Raw genomic sequence first — 26674 nt, forward strand, 5'->3', positions numbered from 1 at the left:
ACCCGGCGTCCCGAGGAGCCTTACGACCATGACCTCACTGAGCACTGACGCCGAAAAGCGTGGGGGGGGGTAGCGCTTCCACCACTGCCTGAGCCCGGCCAGGTGGTCGAGGTCCGAGGCTCTACCTGGGCGGTCACGGACACCGTGGAGCAGGGACTGCCCCGCAGCCCCGCCGACGAGGGGCGCCGCGCCACCACGAACCTCCAGCACATGGTAACCCTCCAGTCCCTGGACGAGGACCGCATGGACGAGGAGCTGTGCGTCGTCTGGGAGCTGGAGGTGGGGCACACCGTCCTGCCGGACCAGGGTCTGCCCGAGGAGATCACCCCCGAGGGCTTTGACGACCCGAGCACGATCGGCGCCCTGGTGGACGCCGTGCGCTGGGGCGCCGTCACCAGCGCCGACCCCAGGCGCTTCCAGTCACCCTTCCGCGCCGGCGTCACCCTGGAGCTCTACCAGCTCGAGCCCTTGCGCCGGGCCCTGGCCGCCCCGCGCACCAACCTGCTGCTCGCCGACGATGTCGGCCTGGGCAAGACCATTGAGGCCGGCCTGGTGGTCGAGGAGCTCCTCCTGCGCCACCGGGCCCGCTCGGTGGTCATTGTGTGCCCGCCCAGCCTGTCCGACAAGTGGCGTGAGGAGATGCGCGACAAGTTCGGCTTGGACTTCACCATCGTCAACTCCGCTACCCTGGCCGATGCCCGTCGCGCCCACGGACTGGCCGCCAACCCCTTCCGCCTCTACCCGCGCGTCATCGTCTCCATGGACTGGCTGCCGGGTGTGCGCGCCCAGCGTCTCCTGCGCGACGTCCTGGCCGAGGCCCGGCGCTCCACCTCGGCCCGCCGCTACGCCTTTGACGTGCTCGTCGTCGACGAGGCCCACCACGTGGCCCCGGCCGCCCCCACCGCCACGGCCCGGGGCCGCGGCTACGCGGTGGACTCCCAGCGCACCATCGCCCTGCGCCGCCTGGCCGAGTGCTGCGAGCACCGCCTCTTCCTGTCCGCCACCCCGCACAACGGCTACACCGAGTCCTTCACGGCCCTGCTGGAGATGATCGACCCCCGCCGCTTCACCCGCGGCGCCGAGATCGACCGCACGGCCTTGGGCGAGGTCGCCGTGCGCCGCCTCAAGACCCAGGTGGAGGGCGCCCACGCCTTCCGGCAGCGCGTCCTACGCACCCTGCCCTTCACCCCCACCATCGAGGAGGAGAAGCACTTCGCCCTCCTGGACGCCCTGCTGAGGGACTCCGCGCGCGAGCACGGCCAGAGGCACCTGGGCATCGCCGCCCTCCTGCTCAAGAAGCGCTTCCTGTCCAGCCCGTGGGCCTTCGCCCGCACCATGAGCCGCTACCTGGAGGCCTCCGCGGGCAGCGGGGAGTGGACGGAGGAGGACTCCTACTACGCCGAGGTCATGGGCTCGGGCCAGAGCGACGAGGAGGAGGGCCTGGTCGAGCAGCCCGAGTTCGAGGCCCTGCGCGCCGCCAAGTCCGACGACCCGCTCGCCGCGGCCACCACCGCCCAGATCAAGGACCTGGTCACCTGGGCGCAGAACTTCCAGTACCGGCCCAACTCCCGCCTGGAGGCCCTTATCGACTTCCTTACGGCCGTGTGCCGCCCTGACGGGCGCACCTGGACCAATGAGCGCGTCGTAGTCTTCACCGAGTACGCGGACACGGTCGAGTGGCTCGTGGCCGTGCTGCGCTCACGCGGCTACAACGAGGACCGCCTCGGCGTCATCCAGGGCTCCACCTCCCGCGAGCAGCGCGAGGCCCTGCGCTTCGCCTTCACTGAGGACCCCACCAAGGAGCCGATCCGCGTGCTCGTGGCCACCGACGCCGCCGGGGAGGGCATTGACCTGCAGGACTACTGCCACCGCCTGGTCAACTTCGACGTCCCCTTCAACCCCTCCCGCCTGGAGCAGCGCATCGGCCGCATTGACCGCTACGGCCAGGTGCACCCGCCCGAGATCCTCTCCTTCATCCCCGTGGCGGGCCCGAGCGCCTCCAGCGGTGACGGCGGCTGCGGTGACGGCGGCTCCGCCCTCCTGGACGGCGACCTGGAGTTCGTGGGCCGCCTGGTGGAGAAGGTGGCCACCACCCGCTCCGACCTGGGCGCCGTCAACCCCCTCATTGACGCCGAGGTCTCCCGCCGCTTCCTGGGCACCGCACCCAGACGGCCCGCCGCCCGCAGCGCCGATGAGGACGCCGTCAACGAGGTCATGGCCGGCTCACGCAGAATGAACCGCCAGATCACCGAGCTCGCCCGCACCTATGAGGCGCGCCGCGAGGAGCTGCACCTGAGCCCCGGGGCCTGCCGCCGGGTGGTGGACGAGGCCCTGCGCCTGACCCGCCAGCCCCTCCTCATTGAGACCGGCGACGAGCGCACCGACGCGCCCCTGTTCCGCATCCCCCAGCTCGCACCAGCCTGGCAGGGCGCGCTCGCGGGCCTGGACACGGTGCGCGCCCCCGGCCGGTGGCGCCTCATCACCTTCACCGAGCTGGACGGGGCGGAGAGGGAGCGCCTGGGGCGTGACGTGGTGCCGATCCACCTGGGGCATGCCCTCATGCAGAAGGCCGCCCGGGTGCTGCGCTCATCGGTGCTCTCCAGCGAGCATGCCCTCAGCCGCGTGACCGCCGTGGTGGTGCCGGACTGGGAGACCACCTGCGTGGCCTCGGTGGCGCGCCTGGTGCTGGTGGGGCGCGGGGGCCTGCGGCTGCACGAGGAGGTGTTCGTCACCGGCCTGCGCCTGCGCGGCCAGAACCTGGCCGAGGAGAAGGTGCACGACCTCCTGGACCGGGTGCTCGACGGCGATGACCTCCAGGCCGCGGGCGCCAGCGTGCGCGAGCACCTGGCGCGGGCCTGGATGCAGGAGGGGACGCGCATGCGCGAGCGCCTCACCGCCGAGATGCGCAGGCGCGCCGAGCGCCAGGCGGACCGCGTTAGGGACCAGCTCGAATCCCGCTGCCAGGACGACGCCGATCGTGCCCGCGGGATCTTCGCCGCCTTCCGCCGCAACCTCCAGGACTCCCTGCGCGCCGTCCGCCAGAGCGAGGAGGAGGGGCAGGAGGCGCTCTTCACCCTGGTCACCGACGAGCAGCGCCGCCAGCGCGACCGGGACGTCCGCGCCATGGAGGAGCGCCTGGACGCCCTGGACGAGGAGGAGGCCCGGGAGGTGGACGGCATCCAGGAGCGCTACCAGGACATTCGCCCCTACGTCTCCCAGGTGGCCCTCGTCTTCGCCGTCTCTGGCAGAGACGCCGAGCAGTGGGAGCAGGAGGCAGCCCCCTCCCGCCACGGTGCCGGGGGCGCTGCTGAGGGCGATGCCACGGGTACTGCCGATACGGGAGAAGCCGCTGGACACGTGGCAGCCGAGGATTCCAAGGAGGCAGGCGCATGAGCCGCACCACCAGCAAGGCCACGGGCGCCAAGGGCCCTCGGGGACGCAGCCGCGGCAGGGGGCCGGGTGCCGCCGGTGGCCGGGCCAGCGCCGCGCAGTCGCACCGGGAGTGGCTGACCCTGGTGGACCGCGAGGGGCCCTTCCTCGCCGTCCCTCCCTTGGCCCGCCTCTACTCCACCGGCATCCCGGCGATCCCCCCTGGCGCCAAGGAGGCGCTGCGGGACGCTAAGCCCGCCTTCGACCGGGCCTGGGACGCCTGGCGCGCCGCCGCGAGCAGGGACGGTGCCGGTCACCCGGACCGGGGGCGTCCGGGGCGCCCGCACCCGGGGGATCCGGAGGGTGTCAGCCAGTCGGCGGACCCGCTGGCCGCCTACCGCCAGGCCCGGGATAACTGGGTGGGCACCGTCCTGCGGGACGTGCTCGGCTGGGGCGCGTACTGGCGGCCCTCCCCGGATCCGGTCCTGAGGCCCTGTGCGGCTGCCAGTCCCGACGAGGCCGTGCGCGTGGAGCCCGACGGCGCCCTCATGACCGAGGGCCGCGTGGGTGCCCTCGTGTCCGTGGTGGACCCGGTGGACTCCCTGCGTGACCCCCTGACCGACGGTTGGAGCGCCAGCCCCGTGGACCGCATGGAGGAGATGCTGCGCGCCGGGCAGTCCTCCGGGACGCAGGGCGCGTGCAGCATTGGCGTGGTGACCGACGGCCGCTGGTGGGCCATTGTGAGCGCCCCGCCCGGAGCCATGGCCGCCTCCGGCATTGTGGACGCCCAGACCTGGATCGAGGAGCCCGCCGTCCGCAACGCCTTTGTGGAGCTCTTGAGTACCAGGCGCCTCCTGGGAGGCAAGGCCGAGGAACGCCTGCCTGCCCTCTTTGAGGCCTCGGTGCTCGCAGCTGAGGAGATTACGGTGGCCCTGGGTGTTCAGGTGCGCCGCGCCGTGGAGCTGCTGGTGACCGCCTTCTCCGAGGCGGGCCGCGCCGCCCGCGCCAAGGGCGAGCCCGACCCGCTGCCCCAGGACGCCGCCCTAGTCTACGACGCCGCCGTCACCGTCATGATGCGCGTGGTCTTCCTCCTGTTCGCCCAGGAGCGCAGCCTGCTGCCCGACTCCGAGCTGTTCAGGTCCGGCTACGGGCTGACGGGCGTCCTGGACGACCTGGAGGAGCGCGTCCAGGTGGAGGGGGAGGAGTCCCTGGACGCCATCTCCCTGACCTGGCACCGGCTCCTGGCCACCTCCGGCGCCCTGGCCCGCGGGGTCGCTTTTGAGGACCTGCGCCTGCCCGCCTACGGCGGCTCCCTGTTCGACCCGGACCGTTTCCCCTTCCTGTCGGCCGCCACCGAGCGCGGCACACTGCGGGTCACCGTGCCCGACCGCGTCATGCTGCACGTGCTGCGCGCCGTCCAGGTGGCCCGCGCCCGCGGCCAGGAGGCCCGCCGCATCTCCTTCCGCGACATTGACGTGGAGCAGATCGGCTACATCTACGAGGGCCTGCTCGGCTACACCGCCCGCCGTGCCGAGGAGGAGATCATTCTGGGCCTGCCCGGTAGGGAGGGGGACGAGCCGGAGATCCCTCTGGAGGTCCTGGACGACCTGGCCGAGGAGCACGCTGACGACCCCGCACTGGCCTCGGCGATCCTGGCCTGGGTCAAGGACCACCAGCCCTCGGCCACCCCGCCCACCAAGGGCGCCCTGGCCAAGGCCCTCGCCGCGGGGGACTCCATGGAGGACGCCGAGCGCTCCCTGCTGGCCGTCAGCCGCGACGAGGACGTGCGCGACCGCCTCAGGCCCTGGATCGGCGCCATCCGACGCGACCTGCGCGGCCGCCCCACGGTGGTGCTGGACGGCGGGCTGTACGTGGCCGAGACCCCCTCCCGCAAGAATGCCGGAGCCCACTACACGCCCCGCTCCCTGGCCGAGGAGGTGGTGCGCTACGCCCTGGAGCCCCTGGTCTTCCGCCCCGGCCCCTACCAGAGCGCCGACCGGGAGACATGGAGGCTGCTGCCCGCCGCGGACATCCTGGACCTCAAGGTGGCGGATATTGCCTGCGGCTCAGGGGCCTTCCTCGTGGCTGCGGCCCGCTTCCTGGCGGATCGCCTCATGGAGGCCTGGGAGCAGGACGGGACCGCCGAGCGCTTCCTGGCTTCAGGGCGCAGCCCCCAGGAGCTGGAGAGCCACGCCCTGAGGGAGGTGGTGGCCCGCTGCCTCTACGGGGCGGACATTAACCCCATGGCCGTGGAGATGTGCAAGCTCTCCCTGTGGCTGGTCTCCCTGGATGCGCGCCTGCCCTTCTCCTTCGTGGATGACAAGATCATTGTCGGCAACTCCCTGCTGGGGATTACCGACATCCGCCAGCTCGAGGAGCTCCACATTGACCCCACTTCGCGCAACCGCGGCCAGGGCGGGATGCTGGACATTGACGCATCGGGCAATTGGGGCCTGCCGGTTGACATTGAGAGCATGCTGCGCAGGATCGCGGCCAAGCGCCGCGACCTCAGCACTCCCGTGGATCCCGGAGACCCCATGCGGGACACCAAGGCCAAGGGCGCCACCTACGCGGGTATCCAGCGTGGCCTGGAACCACTGAAGAAACTGGCCGACGCCGTTATCGCCGCCGGGCTGGACGCGGGCGGCGTATCCGGCAGGAGGCGCGAGAAGGCCTACGAGGCCCTGCGTATTGCTGTCTCCCGCGCCTACCCCGCCGAGGGTGAGGCCGATACCTCTATGCTGGAGGCTGTTCTGGAACGGGGGCTCACGCCCACCGTGCCCACGGACTACGAGCACTGGCACTGCATCCACTGGCCCCTGGAGCTGCCGGACGTCATTCAGGACCACGGAGGATTCGACGCCATCATCGGCAACCCGCCTTTCCTAGGAGGGAAGAAGATTTCTGGCGCTAATGGTGTTAACCTGCGTGAATGGTATGTCTCAGTGGTCGGTGAAGGAAGGAAGGGCAATGCCGACCTGGTAGCCTACTTCTTCCTGCGGGCCCTCTCCCTCCTGAGGCCCACGGGGACCCTCGGGCTCATTGCCACCAATACCGTGGCCCAGGGTGACACCAGAGAGGTGGGCCTCGACCAGATGGTGGAGCAGGGGTTCACCATTACCCGCTCCATCCAGTCCCGCCCCTGGCCAGCGGCCTCAGCCAACCTAGAGTACGCCGCCGTTTGGGGGACCCGGGGCACCGTAGCCGACGGCGTTCCGCTTGCTTGCGACAATGAGCCGGTCACGCGCATCTCCACCCTCCTCGAACCACTCGGCTCCGTGGAGGGCGCGCCCGAGCGACTCCGGGAGAACGCCAAGATCGCTTTCCAGGGGTGCGTGGTGCTCGGTAAGGGCTTCATCGTGGAGCCCGAGGAGGCCGACGCATGGATCGCGGCGGATCCTCGCAATGCTGATGTCCTCTTCCCCTACCTCAACGGAGAGGATCTCAATTCCCGTCCCGACGCCTCAGCCTCCCGCTGGGTCATAGACTTTAATGAGCGGGATCAGTCTGAAGCTTCACGGTACGTTCGACCGTGGGCTCACGTGCTTCGTCACGTGTATTCTGAGCGTGCTCGGAAGGATGCTGTCAAGTACCCCCGCATGGTGAACGAATGGTGGAAGTACTGGAATAGTCGCCCAGCAATGCGGAAGGCGATTGCGGGCCTCGATGAGGTGCTGGCCGTGGCGCGCGTGAGCAAGACGGTGATGCCGTTGCGAGTTTCCAAGGATAATGTCTTCGATGATAAGTTGGTTGTTTTTTCTGAGGTAACGTCGAGTGTTCTTGCAGTGCTGTCGTCTTCTTTGCATCAAATGTGGGCAATAAAGTATGGGACGACTATGCGTGTTGACCCCACGTATACTCCTTCGACGATATTTGAAACCTTCCCTCGGCCGCGTCTGACGGAGGAATCCGAGCGGGCCTTGGAGGCGATTGGAAGAACGCTGGATGAGGAGCGTCGGGAGATTATGCTGCGCCGCGAGCTGGGCCTCACTGCCCTCTACAACAAGGTCAATGACCCCACCCTGGAGGACAGCGCTGATCCGGACGTGGCCCGCCTGCGCGTTATCCACCGCGAGCTCGACGAGGCCGTTATGGCCGCCTACGGCTGGGACGACGTCCCCCTGGACCACGGCTTCCACACCTACCGCAAGATGACCCGCTGGACTATGAGCCCCGCCGCCCGCGTGGAGGTCCTCGACCGGCTCCTCGCCCTCAACCACGAGCGCGCCGCCGCCCAGGACCGGAAAGGCGACCCCGCATGAGCACCCCCACCCCGCCGGCCCCGGCATCGCGACCCCACTCCCCGGCAGCCGGTGCCGGGGCCACTCCTGGCTCCCCAGTGCCATCTGCTGCGCCCGGCAGGCGCACCCAGCCGCCCTACGAGCTCGCCCACGACTTGGACGGCACCTCTGTCTCGGTGCGGGCCAACCTCGTGGACATACTGCGCCGTGAGCTCCTTGGCCCCGCGGACGGGGCGGACGAGATTCTCACCGTCGCCCCGGACGGCCGCTACAACCTGGGGCGCATCGCCCCCACCCGCCTCACCGGCAGTGCCGAGGCCCCCAGGCCCGGGAACGGCGGCGACCACGCGGACGAGGGAGCGCTGGATGCGGACGCTCTCGACGCCCGCGCCTCCACCGGGGTCCCCGTCACCGGCGTCGACGAGACCGGCCCGGACGGGGACGAGGACACCGCCGGGGACCGCGATGACACCCCCATCCGCCGCGGCCTCATGATCCCCGCCTCCATGGGCCTGCGCTTCCGGGTCCCCGCCGACCTCGATGCCCTCACCGTCCACGCCTCCTGGGGCGTCTACCACCCCCAGTCGGGAGGGCCCACTGAGGACGGCCGCGAAGGCGGCCGCCCGGCAACCGTCTACCGCCGCGAGGACGTGATCGAGCACGTCCGCATTAACCCCTCCTCACTCGCCCCCGGCACCACCCAGGACCACGTGCTGCGCGAGGACGTCATTCTGCGCGTGGACGCCCAGCTGGAGAACCATGCGGAAGGCGACCGGCTGCTCATTGAGGTGGCCTTGTGCAACGACCGCCAGACCCCGCGCCGCATCCCCACCCAGGCCTGGCTCTTCCAGACACGCCTGGACGTGGACGCTGGCGGGCGCGCCGTCTTCCTGCCCGTGCGCGACATCCTCACCGATGCATCCGCTGACCTGTCCGATGCCGAGGAGGCCCGCCTGGCCCTCCAGTACCGCGACCGCCTCGAGTTCGCCGTCGGGCGCACCTGCTCCGCCGACTGGACCGTCCAGCCCGGCCAGCGCCGCGCCACCCAGGTGCGCACCGAGTGGATCCCCACCTCCACCACGCCCCAGACCGACGCCGCCACCGTGGACGGCGCACTGCTGGACATGACCGCCCTGGCCACCGCCACGCCCGATGAACTCCGCGCCGGGCTCACCCCCATTATCAGGGCATACGGCGCCTGGCTGGACCAGCAGCGCTCCGCCATCGCCGCCCTGCCCGACCACCTGCGCTCCACCGCGCAGGAGGTGGTTGAGGAGGCGGGGCAGGTGCATGCCAGTCTCGCCGCCGGGCTCGACCACCTCCTGGAAAGCGCCGACGCCCAGCGCTGCTTCTCCTTTATGAACCGGGTCATGGCCGACCAGCGCGTCCACTCCCAGATCGCCGAGGAGCGTCAGAAGGACCCCGACCTGCCCCTGGCGGCGGCCGAGGAGCGCGTGCGCGCCAAGGACTTCCCCCACCACTGGCGCGTCTTCCAGCTCGCCTTCATCCTCCTGCAGATCCTGGCGCTCACCGACCCCACCGCGCCCCGCCGCTCCCACCCGGACAAAGCCAAGGTGGAGCTCCTCTTCTTCCCCACCGGCGGTGGCAAGACCGAGGCCTACCTGGGGCTGGCCGCCTACGCCTTCGCCATCCGCCGCCTCCAGGGCGTCCTGACAACCCCCGACGGCCCCCTGGACGGGGGTGCCGGGGTCACCGTCCTCATGCGCTACACGCTGCGGCTGCTCACCTCCCAGCAGTTCCAGCGCGCCACCGCCCTCGTGGCCGCCGCCGAGATGGCCCGCCGTAAGGACCCCGGCACCTGGGGGAGCGAGCCCTTCCGCATTGGGCTGTGGGTGGGCAGCGCCGTCTCACCCAAGCGCGTCGCCGAGGCCGCCACGCAGCTGAAGGCGCTCAAGGACCGCAACGCCCCGGAGATCGCCCCCTACCCGGCCCTCCAGACCACACGCTGCCCCTGGTGCGGGAACCCGCTGTCCTACAAGAACGTGCGCGTGGATACCGTTGAGGGGCGCGTGCGCGTCTACTGCCCGGACTCCCTGGCCTCCTGCCCCTTCTCCGAGGGCGGGGCCGTGGCCGACGGCATACCGGTGCTGACCACCGACGAGGAGATCTACCGGCTCGTCCCCGCCTTCGTCATTGCCACCGTGGACAAGCTCGCCCGTCTGGCCCGTGAGGGGCAGGCCGCCGCCCTCTTCGGGCACGTGGCCCGGCGCTGTCAGCGCCACGGCTACGTCCCCCAGCTGGATGTGCGGGGCACCTGCGACGACGACTCCTGCAATGTCAAGAGCTCCCACCCCGCCAAGAACGGCATGCCGCCTGCCCGCGTGGTTGCCACCGGCCGCCTGCGCCCGCCCGACCTCATTATCCAGGACGAGCTCCACCTCATTACCGGCGCCCTGGGCACCACCGTGGGCCTGTTCGAGGTGGCCGTGGACGTCATGACCACCTGGAGGCTCACTGGCGATGACGGGCAGGTGCGCACCGTGCGGCCGCTTATCGTCGCCTCCTCGGCCACCGTGCGCAATGCCCGAGCCCAGGTGCGGGGCCTGTACGGGCGGGGTCTCACCGTCTTCCCACCCCAGGTCCTGTCCGCCTCGGACACCTTCTTCTCTACCGAGATGCCCATCGATGAGGCCCACCCCGGACGCCTCTACCTGGGACTGTCCACCACCGGGGTCAAGCTCACCAACGCAGAGATCCAGACCGCCCAGGTGCTCATGGCCGCGGGCCAGCTCCTCTTGGACCGCGCGGGCGCGGCTGCCGACCCGTACATGACGCTCGTGGGCTACTTCTCGGCCACCCGTGAGCTGGCTGGCATGGCCCGCTACGTCCAGGACGACGTCCAGACCGCTCTGGCCAAGGGCCTGCCCGGCTCCAGGCTGCCGCGCAGGTACGGCAACGCCATGCCGGGCATCAAGCTCGGCGAGCTCACCAGCCGCATTGACTCCACCACCATTACCGCAACGCTGGGCAGCATGGCCCTGCCCTTCGACCCCGCGGTGCACTCCACCGCGGCGCGGGAGGAGAGCGCGAGGCGCTTCCGGGCAGGGCACAGGCCCGCATCACGCCCGGGGGAACAGCCCTATGACGCCGTCCTGGCCACCTCCATGCTCCAGGTGGGCGTGGACGTCAGCCGCCTCGGCCTCATGCTCATCGTGGGCCAGCCCAAGAACACCGCCGAGTACATCCAGGCCTCCTCCCGCGTGGGGCGCGACCCCTCCAGGCCCGGCCTCGTGGTGACCCTGGGCAACTGGGCCCGCCCCCGCGACCTGGCCCACTACGAGCAGTTCCGCCACTTCCACGAGACCTTCTACTCCCAGGTCGAGCCCCTGTCCGTCACCCCCTTCTCCACCACCTCCCTGGAGCGGGGACTGGACGGGCTCCTCGTGGCCGCCGCCCGGGTGCTCACCGCCACCGACTCGCCCGCATCCAGCCTCGGGCCCGAGCACAGCGCCGGGAACATCCTGCGCCAGCGGGAGGCCATGGACCGCCTGGCCCAGGCCATTGCGTCCCGCGTTGAGCACTCCGGGGCAGATGACCCGGGAGGCCGCACCGTTGACCTCCTGCGCGCCCGCCTGGCGGACCGCATTGGGCAATGGGAGCGGCGTGCCAAGGACGCTGACGAGGAGGCCAATGCGCCCCGCACCGAGACCGGCCAGCACCTGGTCTACGAGCGCTCCTCCCAGGGGGACGGCTTCCTCGACCTCATTCGCTCCGCGGAGTCTACCGGGCCGCGCAGCAGGCGGGGCGGGGCGCCCTTTGTGGTCGCTAATTCCATGCGCGAGGTCCAGCCCGAGATCAACCTCCTGGTCTCCCCGGACCCCACCCGCCTGGCCTGGCACGAGCCGGACGACGCCCCGGGCTGGCAGGCCCAGGAGAGCGCGACGCGGACGGAGGAAGAGGAATGAGCCCGAACGCAGAGGACCAGCAGTCCCAGGCGCCGGTGCAGGACGCCCCGGGGCGGGCGGGCACGCCGTCGTTGGCCCAGGACGGCTCGGGTCGCGGCGGCCCGCAGGCGGACCGTCTCAGCGTGGACGGTGACGCCCCCGGGCAGGACCCGCAGGCGCCTGCCGTGGACCGCCTCATGAGCGTGGGGGAGGGGGTGGATCCCCTGGGCGACGTCGAGCGCCTGCGCGAGGAGCAGCGGGCCCGGAACTTCGCCACCGTGGGCTCGGCCCGGCCCTCCACCCTGCTGTACACCTACGGCCCCGGCGCCATTATGGACCTGCCGCACTTCACCGTCATGCCCACCGGCCTGCACGACTGGGACCGCATCTGGGAGCGTCGCGGGGCGGGCGCCGCCCCCGTCATCCACGCGCCGCGTCTGCTGGAGACCATCCAGCTCATACTGGACCCCCGCGTGAGCGAGCTGCGGCCCTACCCCCACCAGGAGAAGGAGACGAGCTTCTCGCGCCAGGGCTCCGACCTGGGCGTGCCCGCACGGATCTTCCCCCAGTGGATGCGCTGCACCGGGTGCGACAAGCTCGCCCCGCTGGCCGACTTCGTGGGCGCGGCCGGGGAGGGGTACACGAACGTCAAACGGCACCGGCCCGACGAGGCCGTCGTGGAGCACGTGGGATGCCCGGGGCGCCAGAAGAGGGGAAAGCGCGCCGCCCCGGAGGCCAGGCGCAGTGGCAGAGTGCGCAAGTCCCCTTGCGTGCCCGCCCGCTACCTGCTGGCCTGCCCCATGGGGCACCTGGACGAGTTCCCCTACGACTGGTGGGTCCACCAGGGCGGGCACTGCACCGAGGCGGCCAGGCCGGCCCTGACCATGAGCGACCGCGGCTCTACCCGCGGCGCCAGCGCCGTCATCCTCTGCGAGAGCTGTGGCGCCAGCCGCCCCATGAGCCAGGCCCAGGGGGAGGTGGGGCGCAGCAAGCTGCCGCAGTGCCGGGGGCGCTTCCCGCACCTGGACGCCTTCACCACCAGGGGCTGTGACCAGGAGGTGCGCCTCATGCTCGTGGGGGCCTCCAACCTCTGGTTCCCCGCCACCCAGTCCATTATCGACATGCCGCGGCTGGACCCCCAGGAGATCCTTAAGGACCGGGCCAACGCCCTGGCGGCGGTGATGGGGGAGAGCCTGGGCGAGTTCGCCGCGAACATGACGCTCCTGCGCATGGTGCTCAAGACGCATGCCACGAGCAGCTTGGTCAGCGAGCTGCTCGATCTCGATAATGAGGAGCTGGGTGCCGTCGTCGGCAGGGCCCTGGCACCCGCCGAGGACGAGGAGGCCCGGCTCGCACGGCGGGCCGCCTGGAGCCCCACGGACCTGCTGGTCCCCGAGTGGCGTTACCTGCTCAAGGAGCCCTCGGAGGAACGCCACGAGGACGGTCGTACCGGCCTGACCCTCTCGCCGCGGAGCCTGGCCGACCACCCCGTCGACGGGGTCAGCCGGGTCCTGGCCGTGGACCGCCTGCGCAAGGTCAACGCCCTGCTCGGCTTCACCCGCATTGACGACTTCGACCGCGTGGACGACTCCCGGACCCGCCTCGTCCCCCTCACCCGCGGGACGACCGCGTGGGTCCCCGCCACCGAGGACCGGGGCGAGGGCGTCTTCATCCAGCTCGACGAGGACCGCGTGGCACAGTGGGAGGCGCGCGTGGAGTCCAGCGCCCTGTGGGCGGCGCACGTCGCGGCGCACCGGCGCAACTTCGAGCGCCGCTACTCCGAGACCGCCAAGACCATGGACCACATGGAGCGCATGCAGCCCGCCCGCTACTGGCTGGTGCACACCCTGGCCCACGCCCTCATCCGCCAGATGGCCATGTACTCCGGCTACGGCGCCGCCTCCATCTCCGAACGCCTCTACGCCTGGAAGAAGGAGGAGAGGCAGGGGGCGCCGCAGCGGCCACCGGCTGCGGGGCTGCTGCTGGTGACCACCGCCTCCGACTCCGACGGCACGCTCGGCGGGCTCGTCTCCCTGAGCGAGCCCGCCCTCCTCCAGCGGATCGTACGCCGGGCACTGGAGCGGCTGGGGCGCTGCTCCTCCGACCCCGTGTGCGCCCGCCGCGTGCCCCAGGACCCTGAGGACTTCCTCCACGGGGCCGCCTGCCACTGCTGCGTCATGGCCTCGGAGACCTCCTGCGAGCGAGCCAACCGCTTCCTTGACCGCCGCCTGGTGGTGCCGGTCCCCGGGGAGCTCAACGGGCAGGCCCACCGGGAGCTTGCCTTCTTCACCGGGGAGTGAACCGTGACCTGCCGTCCAGGTCCGCAACATGTCCTCACCAGGCAGTGAGGCTGCCGTGTGGCGGCTGAGACCAGGATGACGGGGGAGTCGCGGGGGCTGGAGGACCCGGCGGATCCTCTGCAGGCTGGCGACGCCATTGCCGCGCTCGGGGCGGAGCTCAGCGGGGCCGAGGCCAGGTCCGTGGCGACGAGCCTGGAGGACGGGGAGACCTTGACCCAGGCGCTGAGCGCGGTGGCACCCAGTCGCCAGGCTGAAGTGCGCAGGCTGCTCCAGGCCAGTGGCCTCGGGGCCGCCAGGCGCGGGGAGACCGTCATGGTGCTGCGCGCCATCCAGGGGGCCCGCTCCCACACCACCAGCCTGACCCCCGTGTGGACGCTGCCGCCCGGGCTCGGGGCGCTCGGCGGCGTTGGCCAGCTCACCGCCGCCACGCACCACCTGGTGACAGCCGCCTCCCAGAGCGTCACCGTCTCCACCTTCAACATCCAGCGCTCCTCTGCGCTGTGGGAAGCGCTGAAGAAGGTCTCCGGCCGAGCTGGGGTGAGCGTGCGCATCTACATGGACGCCGACGCCGCCGACCATGTCCCCCGTAGTCAGGGCACCCGTGACTGGGACAGTCACGGCCGCACCTCCCATCGCGGTCGGGGTCCTCACAGCCGGGGCCCCACCAGCGCCCAGGTGGCCGCGGAGATGCCGGGCGCCGTCGTCCTGCGCACCCGCCGCGGTCAGGACGGGCGGTGCGTGCGCAACCACGCCAAGTTCGTGGCGGTGGACGGCCAGATACTCATTGTCACCAGCGCCAACATGTCAGCCAGCGCCGAGGAGCGCAACATCGAGCTCGGCTTGCGCCTGGAGGACCCGGTCCTGACCCGCGCCGTCGAGGAGCGCATGCGCGCCCTGGAGCCCCTCCTCTACGAGCAGGTCCGCTGACAGCCGCAGTGTCGAAGTGAGCGGCGGTCCATCCTCACTGCACTCCGAGGAGCTGGCGCTCGTGGATGATGGTGTCCACTGCGTTCAGGACGTCCTGGCTGCGTCTGGCCACTGTGACGCCGGGGCGGTGGGCGTAGTGGGCTCCCCAGGTGGTCTCGCGCACGACCCGCTCGGTGAGGATGAGGCCGCGGCCGTGGTCGAGGGCCTTGCGGGCCTGGATGCGGGTCCCGGAGTGCTCGCCCGCGGCGACGACGACGGTGGCCAGGCCGTACCCGCTCATGACGGCGTTGCGCATGGGGAAGGTGATGCGTGACCCGTGCGTGCCCGGGGGAAACTGGGCGGCGACCAGTCCTCCCGCGGCCACGACGCGGCGGCGCAGGTCCCTGTTCCCCGCCGGGGAGGTGGAGTCGATCCCGGTGCCCATGATGGCCACGGTGCGCCCGCCCCGGGCCAGGGCCTCCTCGTGGGCGACGGTGTCCGTACCCGCCGCGAGCCCGGAGACGACGGTCAGGCCCTGGCCGACCAGCGCGGCCGCGACCGTGCGCGCGACGTCCGCCCCCGCGTCGTCCAGGCGGCGCGTGCCGACGACGCACACCCCCAAGTCGTGCTGCCGAAGCGTTCCCTCGGCGTAGAGCAGGGCGGGGGCCTCGCGGACCTCGGCGAGGGTGGTGGGGTAGGCGGGGTCGAGGATGCTGGTGATCGTCATGCCGGTGGCGAGCCACTTCGAGATGTCCTGCCGGGCGGCCTCCACCAGGGCGTCAGGGCCGAGGGGGAGCTCTACGGCGCCGCCCCGCAGCTCGTCCAGGACCGCCTGCGGGTCGCGGGTCTCCAGCAGACGCAGGACACGCTCGGGCTGGCTGACGTCCCGAGCGGGCGCACGGGTCACCGCCAGGACGAGCGCAAGACGATCAGGGTCAGCCACGTCCGCATCATAAGCGGCCCTACCGACACAGTCAGTACACTGGATCGCTGGAGCCCCTCCTCTACGAACGGGTCCGGCCCTGCGCAAAGGGTGTTGACGATTGACAACGGCTCGGCGGCAGTGCAGTCTGGTCCGTACGGCGGAGCGGCCTGCGCCGTACGGCCCTTACGTAGGGCTCTTCGAGAGGGACTTGGACGATGAACCTGTTTGAGATGACCTTCCACGTGGAGCACGTCGACGACAGCCTGGTTGGCATGCTCATCGACGACTACGAGGCGACGGTCGGCACTGATCACACCGGCCACGAGTTCGTCACCGTGCTGGCGGAGGGGAACAGCTTCGACCACGCCGCCCGCACCATGGTGACCAAGCTGCAGTGCCACGGCCTGCGGATCCGGTGCCTGGTGTCGGATCTTCTTACCCGCTCCGAGATCGCCGCCCGACTGGGTGTGACACGCCAGGCCGTCCAGAACTGGACCTCCGGCAGGCGCCAGGACGACTTCCCGCTCGCGGTCAACCCCGTCGGCGGAGGTGCCTGGTCCTGGCACGACGTGTGGGCCTGGGCACTCTCCCACGGGCAGCTCGTTGACGATGGTCTGCGCTACCCCACTCAGGTCGAAACAGACATTATTAATGCCTGGATCGGGTCGGGTGTGACGGTCTCCTGGACCCGTCGGCCGGAGACGAAGACCTCCTCCGCCCAGAGGCCGAGCGGACGCCCAGGGCGCGACGATAAGGACAGATCTGGTAGCATGACCCCCGTAGAAAGCGGCGGTCCTCCACCTGCGGGCAAGAAGAGAAAGGGGCAGGTGTGAGCAACTACAGGCGACGTACCGTTATCGGTACGGTTGCGTGCGCCGCGCTTGTCCTAGCCGGGTGCTCCCGGTCGCAGGACGAGAGCCACAAGGACGACCGCTTCGCCCCGTTCAGTGAGTACGTCCCCCAGAAGCTGGAGGTCAAGACGGACCTGGAGTCGGTGACCAACCGTATGCCCGGCCTCCGCCCCTCCGCTGCCCACTGGGTAGGACAGTACCAGCAGGACCAGAGGGAGCCTCTTCCCTACCCTGATCGTCCGTACTGGTTCCACGCGGTCATTAGTATCGATCATGACAGTACTCGTGTCCTCGAGGAGGCCTCTGCCGGCCCCGCTGACATCCTCCCTGCCGTCTACCCCGACCTCCACCAGTACGTCCCCGAGGGCTGTGCTTTCAGTACCGTTCCCGCAAAGACGGCTGATAAGCTCCTTGACGTCGAGCACGCACAGCTGGACTCGAAGTCGGAGTGGTTCGCCGTCGAGGAGATCGTAATATCGTCCGGCTGCGACCTCATTATTATGCGGGGAATGGTGTACCGCGCCTAGGCCTCCCGGTTGCCCTTCCCGGCCCGCCTCGGGCCCGCCCCCCGGCCGACACAATCGGCTCCCACGTCACAGGCCCGCACGTCACGGGGCCCGCGGGACCGTAGGCTTGGACCATGGAGCTACTCATTGTCGCCGTAGCGGGGCTGCTGGCGATCGCCGGGGCCACCCAGCTCAGCGACCGGGTCAAGGTGGCCCCGGCCCTGCTGCTCCTGGGCCTGGGGATCGTCGTGGGCTTCCTGCCCGTCGTGCCCGCCATCGAGGTCGAGCCGGAGATCATCCTCGAGGGGGTCCTGCCGCCCCTGCTCTACGCCACCGCCGTGAGCATCTCCACCATTAACTTCCGCCGCGAGCTGGCCCCTGTGGTGGTCCTGGCGGTCCTGCTGGTAGCCGTCTCCGCCGCCGTCATCGGTGCCGTGCTCACCCTCGTGGTCCCCAGCCTCTCCCTGGCCTGGGCCGTGGCCATGGGAGCCGTCCTGAGCCCCACCGACGCCGTGGCCATCTCCATAGCCCGGCGTCTGGGCGTCTCCCAGCGCATTATCACCGTCCTGGAGGGCGAGGGGCTGCTCAACGACGCTACCGCCCTGGTGGTCCTGTCCTCCGCCGTCGCCGCCGCCACGGCCGGTACCGTGACCGTGGCCGGGGTGGTGGGCGACTTCGCCACCGCCGTCCTGGTGGCCCTGGTCGTGGGCTGGGCGGTCGGGGAGCTCACCCTGCACCTGCGGGCCCGTATCACCGACGCCTCGGTGGACACGGTCATCTCCTTCACCATCCCCTTCCTGGCCGCCCTCCCCGCCGAGCACCTGGGCGGCAGCGGGCTCGTGGCCGCCGTCGTCGCAGGGCTGGTCACCGGCCACCGCTCCCCGCGTCTCCTGCCTCCCGACCACCGTATCGCCGGGCAGGAGACCTGGCACACCGTCGAGCTCGTCCTGGAGGGGTTCATCTTCCTGGTCATGGGCCTCCAGCTCTTCGGCATAGTCGAGGAGGTGTCCGCCGCGGGCCCCAGCATGACCACCGCCGTCTGGCTCGCCGTCCTCGCCGGAGGCCTGACAGTGGCGGTCCGGGCCGCCGTCGTGGCCCCCATGCTGGCCTGGCTGCGACGCCGGGCCGAGCGGCACGCCACCCGGTGGGAGGAGATGAGCGAGCCCGTCCAGGCCTTTGAGAGACGCTGTGAGGCCATTGCCCACGGCGAGGTCCCCGAGGACATGCAGATCCCCTGGGACCCGCACCGGCGCGGGGTCAGGCGCCGCCTCAAGCGGGCGCTCCGGCTGCACCACCTGCCGGTCAGCTCCGAGCGCACCCAGCGCCGCGCCTCGGCGGCCGTCAACCGGATCCGGCGCCGGGGCGCGGACGTGGAGTACTACCGCGACGAGCCGCTGGGCCTGCGGGAGGGCGCGGTCATTGTCTGGGCCGGGATGCGCGGCGCCGTCACCCTCGCGGCCGCCCAGACCCTGCCCGCCTCGGCCCCCAACCGCTCCTTCCTCCTCCTGGTCGCCGTCCTGGTGGCCGCGGGATCCCTGGTGATCCAGGGCCTGACCCTGCCGTGGATGGTCAAGGTCGTGCGCCCCTCCATGGAGGGTCCCGCCGACGAGGAGGAGCGCGGCGAGCTCGTCCGTCTCCTCGTCACCGCCGCCAGGGAGGTCGTCGCCGAGCGCGGCGAGGGCCCCACCGTCCTGCCGTCCCGCCAGCTGGTGCCAGCACCCGGGGAGGTCGTCGGGCACGACGCCGCGGACCGGGACGCCCGTATTGTGCACAAGGCGAACGGCGAGTACGTCGTCTCCACCGCCCTGGCCGCCGAGCGGTGGAAGGACCCGCAGGCCCGCCACCACGACCTGGTCTCCGCCCGGGCCACGGCCCTGGACGTGGTCCGGGCCCAGCGCGAGGCGCTCCTGGACGCCGGGGAGCTGGGCCTGTACTCGGCCGGGTCGGTGGAGTACGTCCTGAAGTACCTGGACTACGAGGAGATTATGCTGACCTCCCAGCCCGGGTGAGGCGCCCCGCGGCCGTACCCGACCGCAGCCGTGGCCCGGTGGGGGTGGCTTCCCCTGAGCGCGCACCGCCATGGACAGGTGACGCCCGGCCCCGCCGGGTGGCTTCCCCCGAGCACGCACCGCCACGGACAGGCGACGCCAGGCCCCGGGGGAGGGGCGGCTACCGCCCCACCTCCACCCGGCGCGACCACCACTGGCCCACCTCGGGCGGCGGACCAGCCGGGTCCCAGATACCGGGAACCGTACGACCACACTGCGGACAGGTTCCCTGCGGGGTGATCCGGTAGGTGGTGACGTGGTAGCCCGCCCGGTCCACCAGGAGGGCCCCGCAGCTGGCGCAGCGGGTGGTGGCGCCGTCGGCCAGGCGCACATTGCCCAGGTAGACGTGCGCCAGCCCGGCGTCGTGGGCGATGTCCCGGGCCCGCACCAGGGTGGAGGGCGGGGTGCGGGCCACGTCCAGCATGCGGTGGGCCGGGTGGAAGGCGGAGAAGTGCACCGGCACCTCGACCCCGAGCTCGGCGGCGACCCAGGCGCACTCGGCGGCTATCTCGGCGTCGGAGTCGTTGTACCCGGGGATGAGCAGGGTGGTGATCTCCAGCCAGGTCCCCAGGGCCCGCACCTCCACCAGGGTGTCCAGGACGTCGGCCAGGCGCGCCCCGGTGACGCGCCGGTAGAAGTCGTCGGTGAACCCCTTGAGGTCGATATTGGCCGCGTCCACGGCCCCGAAGAGCTCCCGCCTGGGGGCGGGCTCGATCCACCCGGCGCTGACCGCGATCCCCAGGAGCCCGACGTCGTGGCAGGCCCGGGTGACGTCAATGGCGTACTCGGCGAACACCACCGGGTCGTTGTAGGTGAAGGCCACGCCCACGGCGCCCTCCCGCCCGGCGGCCCGGGCCAGCGCGGCGGGGGAGGCGCTGGCGGCGAGCGTGTCCACGTCCCGGGAGGTGGAGATCTCCCAGTTCTGGCAGTACCTGCACGCTAGGTTGCAGCCCGCGGTGCCGAAGGACAGGACCGTGGAGCCGGGCAGCACGTGCGCCAGCGGCTTCTTCTCGACCGGGTCCAGGACGAACCCGGAGGAGCGCCCGTAGGTGGTCAGGACGATGGCGTCCCCGTGGCGGGCCCGCACGAAGCAGAAGCCCCGCTGCCCGTCGCGCAGGGTGCACCGCCTCGGGCACACCTCGCAGCGCAGACGCCCGTCAGGCACCGGGTGCCACCAGCGCGCCCGGTACGCCTGGTCGACGCCGTCCCCGTCCACGGCCGGGCCGGCCCCCGGGGCCGGGTCGGTGCGCTCCTGGCCCAGGTCGTAGCGCGGGCTGGCCTCCGGAGCCGGGACCGGGGTAGCGCGCCCCGGCACGGCGGGAGGGGTGGCCCCCGGGGCCGGGACCGAGCTGGCGCGCCCCGGCACGGCGCCCACGTGCCCCAGGTCGGGCACGCCTCGGTCGTGCTGGTCCGTCTGCGGACGGCCGTACCGGTCTCCGCGCTGTTCCCCGCGCTGGCTCGCGGGGGCGGGCGGCGTCACCCGGTTCACGGGGCACCGTCCACCGACGTGCCCGGCTGGCCCCCCGGCCCCGGCTGGCCCCCTGGTCCCGGTCGGCCTCCCGGCTCCGGCTGGCCCTCTGGTCCCGGCGTGCTAGCACCCGGGGCGGCCTCCTTCCAGGCGGTGACCGTGTAGGTCTCGACCACCACGTCCGGACCCCAGTAGCCGGGTGGGAGCCCGGCCTTACGGCGCAGGAGCTCCAGGAAACGGGCCGGGTCGGGCAGGTCGGACCACACCTGCGGCAGGAAGGTGGCGCGGTGGCCGCTGGCGCTCAGGACCACCCCGTCCACGCCGGGACGCAGCCTCGCCAGCAGCTCCGCCTGGCTGCCCGCCTCCAGGGGCGCGGGGGCCGAGAGCACCGAGACCTCCAGGCAGACCGCCCCCAGCTCGACGGCGGTGAGGGTGGGAAAGCGGGGGTCCCTGGTGGCGGCCGCCACAGCGTTGTCCTCCACGTCCGCACGCAGGGCCCGGTAGGCCCTCAGTGAGCCAATGCAGCCGCGCAGGGCGCCGTCCAGGGTGAGGGTGACGAAGCTGGCGCCCTCCTCCTGGAGCCAGGCGGCGTCGGCCCCGGCGGAGGACGGGGCGGGGCAGGGGACCCCCAGGCGGCGGGCAATGGCCTGCCGGGCCAGCGGGAGCAGGACCAGGCCGGCCTGGGCGGGCGGCGACGGGGCGGGTACAGGTGTCACGGTCGCCTACCTACCAGCGTCGGCGTCCCGGGGGTGCAGGGCGACGGCGCAGTAGCCCACCACCCTCTCAGGGCTTCCAATGGTGTCCGCGGAGGTCGCCGTGCCCAGGAGCTCGGCCTCCAGGTGGCGCTCACGGGCGGCCAGGAGCAGGGCGTTGACGCTGGTGGCCCCGCACGCCTGCGCGTGGGTGACGTCGGGGTCCAGTGCCAGGATCTGGGCGACCGTGCCCGCGTCCACCTGGCGTGCCCTGGCCAGGGGCAGGTAGTGGGACAGGTCGGAGCTGACCACCACGAGGCTGCCCGGGTCGCCCAGGAAGGGGCGGACCGCCTGCGCCGCCTGGGCGGGGGAGACCCGCCCCACCGCCAGGGGTACCACGGGGACGCCCGGCAGGACCGTGGACAGGAAGGGCAGCTGCACCTCCAGGCAGTGCTCCTCGGCGTGGACGTCAGGACGGGTCACCACCAGGCCCTCCTCCTCCAGGGCCGCCAGCTGCGGGGGCACCTCCACCTCCACCGCGCCCAGCGGGGTGTCCATGGCCCGGCACCCGGGCAGGGCCATGGCGCGCACGCCCACCCGGTGGGTGGGGCCCAGCATGACCACCCGCTCAAGGCGTCCGCGCAGGGACCCGGCCAGTACCCAGGCCCGGGCCGCCGTCGGCCCGGAGTAGACGTACCCGGCGTGGGGCACGATCAGGGCCGCCAGGCCGGACGGGCCGGTACCGCCGCGCCCGTCCCCAGCGCCGCGCCCGTCCCCAGCGCCGGCGAGGTCGGCGCGTGCCTGCTCCAGCATGGCCTCCACCTGCCCGCGCAGCCGGGCGGGCTCGGCCGGGTAGAAGTAGCCCGCCACCGCGGGCGGGCGCACTGGCAGTGCTGTCTGGCTCACGGGAACGCTCCTTGCTCGTGCGCCTGGACTGTGGCGGTCTTCCCAGGATAACGGGTCGTTGGCCCCAGCGGTGGGCGTTGACGGGATACACCCGTACACTCGGGTACGTGAGCGCGAGTCTTCCTGTACGTCCGGACCTGGTGGGGCAGAGTCCCTACGGTGCCCCTGAGCTGGACGTACCCGCACGCCTCAACGTCAACGAGAACCCCTACCCGCCCTCGGACGCGGTCGTCAGGTCCGTCACCGACGCCGTGGCCCAGGCCGCCACGGGGCTCAACCGCTACCCGGACCGTGACTTCCCGGTCCTGCGCGCGGCCCTGGCCGACTACCTGGCCGCCGAGTCCGCGGTGCGCCTGCCCTGGGAGAGCATCTGGGCCGCCAACGGCTCCAACGAGGTCATGCTCCACGTCCTCCAGGCCTTCGGCGGGCCGGGCCGCACCTGCCTGTCCTTCACCCCCACCTACTCCATGTACCCCGAGTACGCCCGGGATGCCCTGACCACCTACGTCACCGGGCCGCGCCGGGAGGACCTCACCCTGGACACGGGCGTCGTCACCGCCGCCATCGCCCGCCATCGCCCGGCCGTGGTCCTCCTGGCCAGCCCCAACAACCCCACCGGCACCGCCCTGGGGCTGGAGGACCTTACCACCGTGCTGGACGCCGCCCGTGGCAGCGGCCCGGTGGGCGCTGACGGCCCGACCGACGCCCTGGTCGTGGTGGACGAGGCCTACGCCGAGTTCCGCCGTCCCGGTACGCCCAGCGCCCTGGAGCTGCTGCGCGATGACGCCTACCCGCACCTGGCGGTGGCGCGCACCATGAGCAAGGCCTTTGGCATGGCCGGGCTGCGCCTGGGCTACCTGGCGGCCTGCCGGGCGGTGGTGGACGTCCTGCGCGTGGTCCGCCTGCCCTACCACCTCTCCGCGCTCACCCAGGCGGCGGCGTGCGCCGCCCTGGGGCACCGTGAGGAGCTCATGGCCCAGGTCGCCTCCCTGCGGGACGAGCGTGACGCCACCGTGACCTGGCTGCGCTCCCAGGGCCTGACCGCCTACGACTCCGACGCGAACTTCGTCCTGTTCGGCCACCTGCCCGACCGCCACGCCGTCTTCCGGGCCCTCCTGGGCCGCGGCGTCCTGGTGCGCGAGGTCGGTCCCGAGGGCTGCCTGCGGGTGTCCGTGGGGACCCCGGAGGAGATGGCCCTGTTCCGTGACGCCCTGGTCGGCGTGCTCGGCGACGTCGACCTGTCCCACGACGGCGCGCCCCGGGGAGCCGGCCGGGACGCCACCGCAACCACCCAGGAGCAGCTATGAGCCGTACCGCCCGTATTGAGCGGGTCACCAGCGAGTCCAGCGTCGTCGTCGAGCTCGACCTGGACGGCACCGGCGCCACGGACGTGGACACCACGGTGCCCTTCTACGACCACATGCTCACCGCCCTGGGCCGCCACTCCCTGATCGACCTGAGGGTGCGGGCCAGCGGGGACACCCACATCGACGTCCACCACACCGTGGAGGACACGGCCATCTGCATCGGCGAGGCCCTGCGCGTCGCCCTGGGTGACAAGCGCGGCATCCGGCGGTTCGGGCAGGCGTGCGTGCCCCTGGACGAGGCCCTGGCCGAGGCCGTGGTGGACATCTCGGGACGACCCTACCTGGTCCACACCGGGGAGTCCGAGGCCTTTATCCACCACCTCATCGGCGGGCACTTCACCGGGTCCATGGTCCGCCACGTCCTGGAGGCCATCGCCTACCACGCCGGGATCTGCCTGCACGTGCGCGTCATCTCCGGACGTGACCCCCATCATATTGCTGAAGCCGAGTTCAAGTCCCTGGCCCGCGCCCTGCGGGCCGCCGTGGAGGACGACCCCCGCGTGGACACCATCCCCTCAACCAAGGGAGCCCTGTCATGAGCCAGCCCACCAGTCCCTCCGGAGAGGAACGCGATCTTGACGCCGAGTTCGCCGCCCTCATGGGAGACCTTGACCTCCCGGCGGATCTGCGCCAGGACCTGGCCGGGACGTCGGCCCCGGGCAACCGGCTCGAGCTGGCCGCAGAGGGGCCGCAGCCTCGGGAGACGCCGCTGACCGGCCGGGTGGACCCCGACAGCGTGCCCCACAACACCTACAAGCCCCCCCAGGAGGACGAGCTCACCGAGGAGCAGCGCGCCCAGGTGGCGGCCCTGTCAGCCGCCCTGGACGCCGGCGTCCCCGAGGCCAAGGCCGTCAAGGTGGCCGTGGTCCTGACCCCGCTGACCAACGCGGAGGCGCTGGCCGCCCTGGTGTCCATGAGCGACCTGGACTGCGTGGTGGTCCCGGCCCGCTCGGGGGCGTTCGCGGTCAAGGAGTTCGTCTCCGCCCACGCCGAGTGGGACATTGAGGAGCTCCTGGGGGGCACGGACACCGAGCCCGCCGAGGCCGCGGAGCTGGCTGCGACCCTCTCCCGCCTGTCCCGGGCCGGGGCGGTGCTCCTGACCGCCGACCTGGCCTCTGACGTGGGCGTCGAGTCCGGCCTGTCGGGCACCATCACCGCGCGCGGCTACGTGGGCGGCCAGGCGGGCCAGGAGGCCAGCGCCGGGCTCATCCTCTCCGGGGTGGACCAGGTGGTCGAGGACGTCCTGCTGGGCGTGACCAGGGCCGAGGACGTCCCCGGCGCTATGAGGTCCTCCGAGGTCAGGGTCCCCCGGACCATGCGCTGGCTCAGCCGGGGCCTGCGCCGCCCGTCCCAGGACTGAGGGCCCCAGGACTGAGGGCGCTGTCCCGGGCTGACGCCCGGGCCCGGCGGCGCGTGCCGGGACCCGGCCCGCCCGCCCCCACGAGGCGTCCGGTCTGGGCTGCGCCCTAGTCGCCCGCCTCCACCAGGCAGGAGAAGCCGCGCTGGCCGGCCGCCCACTGGGCCTCGCTGGGGCCCAGCACGTAGGTCTGGGCGTCCTCGTTGATGTCGGGGATGAGGGCACGGGCGAAGTCGATCCTGCACATCCGTGCGACCTGGGGATCCTGGGCCATGTCGTCATCCAGGGAGCTGGGTGTGGAGGGGTCCAGGGTCCCGACGGCGAAGACGGTCCAGGAGTGGTTCTTAGAGCAGCTGACGGCCTTGGCGGTGGAGCGGTCAGAGCTCGAGCTGAGCTTCTTCAGGCAGGTGCCTACCGCGTAGGGCGGCTCCGGGTTGATCTGCGGCTGGGGCGTGGGCGAGGGTACGGGCTCGGCGGGGCCGGTCGTGCTCACGCTGGGTGGCAGGGTGCTGTCGGCCTCAGCAGGACTGGCGGTGTCCTGGACGTCCTCGGTGGCCTCGTCACCGGGCGGGGTGGTCTCGGCAGGCTCCGAGGGGCTCGGGAGGCTCTCTGCCGTGCCCGGTACCGTCTCGGTGACAGAGGGTGTGCCGGAGGCCACCTGCGCGGTCTGCGCCCCCCACGCCCACCAGCCTCCCGCCACACCCAGGCACGCGCCCGCGACCAGCCCCGTCACCGTGCCCAGCGCCAGCGCCCGACGCCGCAGGGAGACCTCCCGCTCGGAGGCGGCGTAGGCGGACCCGTCCGGGGCCCCACGCCCCCGGTCCCCGTCGTCCGGCGTACCCGGGGGCGTGGGGCCCATGGCCCGTGTGGACGTCGGTGACCCCGGGGTGGGCGCCCCCTCAGGGGACCGGCTCAGGCGCAGGGTCGTGATCGGCCCGGTCACGGTCATACGGCCCTCGCCCAGGGCCTCGCGCAGGGTCGTCAGCACCGCCGTCAGCTCCTGGCCGTCGGCGAAGCGGTCGGACGGGTCGGGGGCCATGGCCCGGGCCAGGACGGGGACCATGGCGGCGGGCAGGAAGGGGCTGTCCAGGACCACGGGCTCGTTAATGCGCCCGACGATCTGGGTCAGGCTCTGGATCTGGCCGCCCTCTCCCCGCCGGGGCCCGTGCCCGGTGACCAGGGCCATGAGGACCGCCCCCATGGACCACACGTCCCCGGCGGGGGTGGGGGCGGCCAGGGCGAAGGCCTCAGGGGGCGCGTAGTCGGGGGTGAGGCACTCCAGGGTGACGGTGGGCTCCTGGCCCTCGCGCTGGATGGCGGCGATGCCGAAGTCCGACAGCCGGGGTGAGCCGTAGGAGTCCAGCAGGATATTGCCCGGCTTGACGTCGCGGTGGAGTACCCCGGCGCCGTGGGCGGCGCCCAGGGCGGAGGCCGCCGCCTCAATGAGGGCCACGGCGTCGGAGGCGGGTATCGGACCCTGGTCGATCATGTCGGCCAGGTTGCCTCCGTCACAGCGCTCCATGACCAGGTAGGGGCGTCCGTCCTCCAGGACCCCGGTGTCAATGAGGGAGACCACGTGGGGGTGGCCGGAGATCCGGCTGGACGCCTGCACCTCGCGCAGGAACCGGCGGCGGTTGCGCGGGTCGTCCAGGGCGCGGGAGTCGACCTTGACGGCGACGGGCCGCTCCAGGGAGACCTGCGTGCCCGAGTAGACGGTGGCGAAGCCGCCCCGCCCCAGGACGCCGTCGAGGCGGACACCGGGGATCGGGGGCAGTGCGGCAGCGGGTACCAGGGGTCTCACAGGATTATCCTCGCCTACCCCCAGCTCCTGGT

Annotated in this window: 16 protein-coding genes; 11 read left to right on the forward strand and 5 right to left on the reverse strand. The window is 72.0% G+C overall.

Annotated features, from left to right (window positions below; translation table 11 throughout):
* Positions 1-84 precede the first annotated feature (84 nt).
* Genes drmD through drmC form a run of 5 tightly spaced genes read left to right on the forward strand, consistent with a single transcriptional unit; the run spans position 85 to position 14742 of the window.
* Positions 85-3393 (forward strand): DISARM system SNF2-like helicase DrmD, encoded by a 3309-nt coding sequence (gene drmD / locus JJJ15_RS12320; RefSeq protein WP_200512084.1) that lies wholly within the window; start codon positions 85-87, stop codon positions 3391-3393.
* Positions 3390-7631, forward strand: a complete 4242-nt coding sequence (locus JJJ15_RS12325) for a DNA methyltransferase (RefSeq protein ID WP_200510940.1) — start codon at positions 3390-3392, stop codon at positions 7629-7631. The genes drmD and JJJ15_RS12325 overlap by 4 nt, the downstream gene beginning before the upstream one ends.
* Positions 7628-11536 (forward strand): DISARM system helicase DrmA, encoded by a 3909-nt coding sequence (gene drmA / locus JJJ15_RS12330; protein WP_200510941.1) that lies wholly within the window; start codon positions 7628-7630, stop codon positions 11534-11536. Before JJJ15_RS12325 ends, drmA begins: the two co-directional genes overlap by 4 nt.
* Positions 11533-13815, forward strand: a complete 2283-nt coding sequence (locus tag JJJ15_RS12335; RefSeq protein WP_246742075.1) for a DUF1998 domain-containing protein — start codon at positions 11533-11535, stop codon at positions 13813-13815. The genes drmA and JJJ15_RS12335 overlap by 4 nt, the downstream gene beginning before the upstream one ends.
* A gap of 57 nt (positions 13816-13872) precedes the next feature.
* Positions 13873-14742: a DISARM system phospholipase D-like protein DrmC gene (gene drmC / locus JJJ15_RS12340; protein WP_246742076.1), complete on the forward strand. Its 870-nt coding sequence runs from the start codon at positions 13873-13875 to the stop codon at positions 14740-14742.
* Between the two features lie 34 nt (positions 14743-14776).
* Here the strand turns inward: drmC and JJJ15_RS12345 are convergent, their stop codons facing one another.
* Positions 14777-15664, reverse strand: coding sequence for a DNA-processing protein DprA (locus tag JJJ15_RS12345; protein WP_200510942.1), 888 nt, complete (start codon positions 15662-15664; stop codon positions 14777-14779).
* 197 nt (positions 15665-15861) lie between these two features.
* Between JJJ15_RS12345 and JJJ15_RS12350 the strand changes: the two genes are divergently transcribed.
* From JJJ15_RS12350 to JJJ15_RS12360, 3 genes are all read left to right on the forward strand, one after another.
* Positions 15862-16479 carry a helix-turn-helix transcriptional regulator gene (locus tag JJJ15_RS12350; RefSeq protein WP_200510943.1) on the forward strand — a complete coding sequence of 206 codons (618 nt, stop codon included), beginning with the start codon at positions 15862-15864 and terminating at the stop codon, positions 16477-16479.
* Positions 16476-17024, forward strand: a complete 549-nt coding sequence (locus tag JJJ15_RS12355) for a hypothetical protein (RefSeq protein WP_200510944.1) — start codon at positions 16476-16478, stop codon at positions 17022-17024. Before JJJ15_RS12350 ends, JJJ15_RS12355 begins: the two co-directional genes overlap by 4 nt.
* 113 nt (positions 17025-17137) lie before the next feature.
* Positions 17138-19012 (forward strand): cation:proton antiporter, encoded by a 1875-nt coding sequence (locus JJJ15_RS12360; protein WP_200510945.1) that lies wholly within the window; start codon positions 17138-17140, stop codon positions 19010-19012.
* Between the two features lie 160 nt (positions 19013-19172).
* Here the strand turns inward: JJJ15_RS12360 and amrS are convergent, their stop codons facing one another.
* From amrS to amrB, 3 genes are all read right to left on the reverse strand, one after another.
* The gene (amrS, locus tag JJJ15_RS12365) at positions 19173-20444 is read right to left on the reverse strand and encodes an AmmeMemoRadiSam system radical SAM enzyme (RefSeq protein WP_281433027.1); all 1272 of its coding nucleotides are present in this window, start codon (positions 20442-20444) and stop codon (positions 19173-19175) included.
* A 92-nt stretch (positions 20445-20536) separates the two neighbouring features.
* Positions 20537-21235, reverse strand: coding sequence for an AmmeMemoRadiSam system protein A (amrA, locus tag JJJ15_RS12370; RefSeq protein ID WP_200510946.1), 699 nt, complete (start codon positions 21233-21235; stop codon positions 20537-20539).
* Positions 21236-21241: 6 nt separating this feature from the next.
* On the reverse strand, positions 21242-22117 hold the full coding sequence (amrB, locus tag JJJ15_RS12375) for an AmmeMemoRadiSam system protein B (RefSeq protein WP_200510947.1): 876 nt from the start codon (positions 22115-22117) through the stop codon (positions 21242-21244).
* A gap of 107 nt (positions 22118-22224) precedes the next feature.
* On the opposite strand from amrB, the gene JJJ15_RS12380 reads away from it, so the two are divergent.
* Genes JJJ15_RS12380 through JJJ15_RS12390 form a run of 3 tightly spaced genes read left to right on the forward strand, consistent with a single transcriptional unit; the run spans position 22225 to position 24844 of the window.
* Positions 22225-23424: a histidinol-phosphate transaminase gene (locus JJJ15_RS12380; RefSeq protein ID WP_200510948.1), complete on the forward strand. Its 1200-nt coding sequence runs from the start codon at positions 22225-22227 to the stop codon at positions 23422-23424.
* Entirely contained in the window at positions 23421-24023 is a 603-nt protein-coding gene (gene hisB / locus JJJ15_RS12385) for an imidazoleglycerol-phosphate dehydratase HisB (RefSeq protein WP_200510949.1), read from the forward strand. Before JJJ15_RS12380 ends, hisB begins: the two co-directional genes overlap by 4 nt.
* Positions 24020-24844 carry a hypothetical protein gene (locus JJJ15_RS12390; protein WP_200510950.1) on the forward strand — a complete coding sequence of 275 codons (825 nt, stop codon included), beginning with the start codon at positions 24020-24022 and terminating at the stop codon, positions 24842-24844. The genes hisB and JJJ15_RS12390 overlap by 4 nt, the downstream gene beginning before the upstream one ends.
* Positions 24845-24950: 106 nt before the next feature.
* On the opposite strand, the gene JJJ15_RS12395 is transcribed toward JJJ15_RS12390, so the two are convergent.
* Entirely contained in the window at positions 24951-26642 is a 1692-nt protein-coding gene (locus tag JJJ15_RS12395) for a serine/threonine-protein kinase (RefSeq protein WP_246742077.1), read from the reverse strand.
* Positions 26643-26674 lie beyond the last annotated feature (32 nt).

Origin of the sequence: Actinomyces sp. HMT897, from assembly GCF_016626125.1 — a bacterium.
GTDB lineage: Bacteria > Actinomycetota > Actinomycetes > Actinomycetales > Actinomycetaceae > Actinomyces.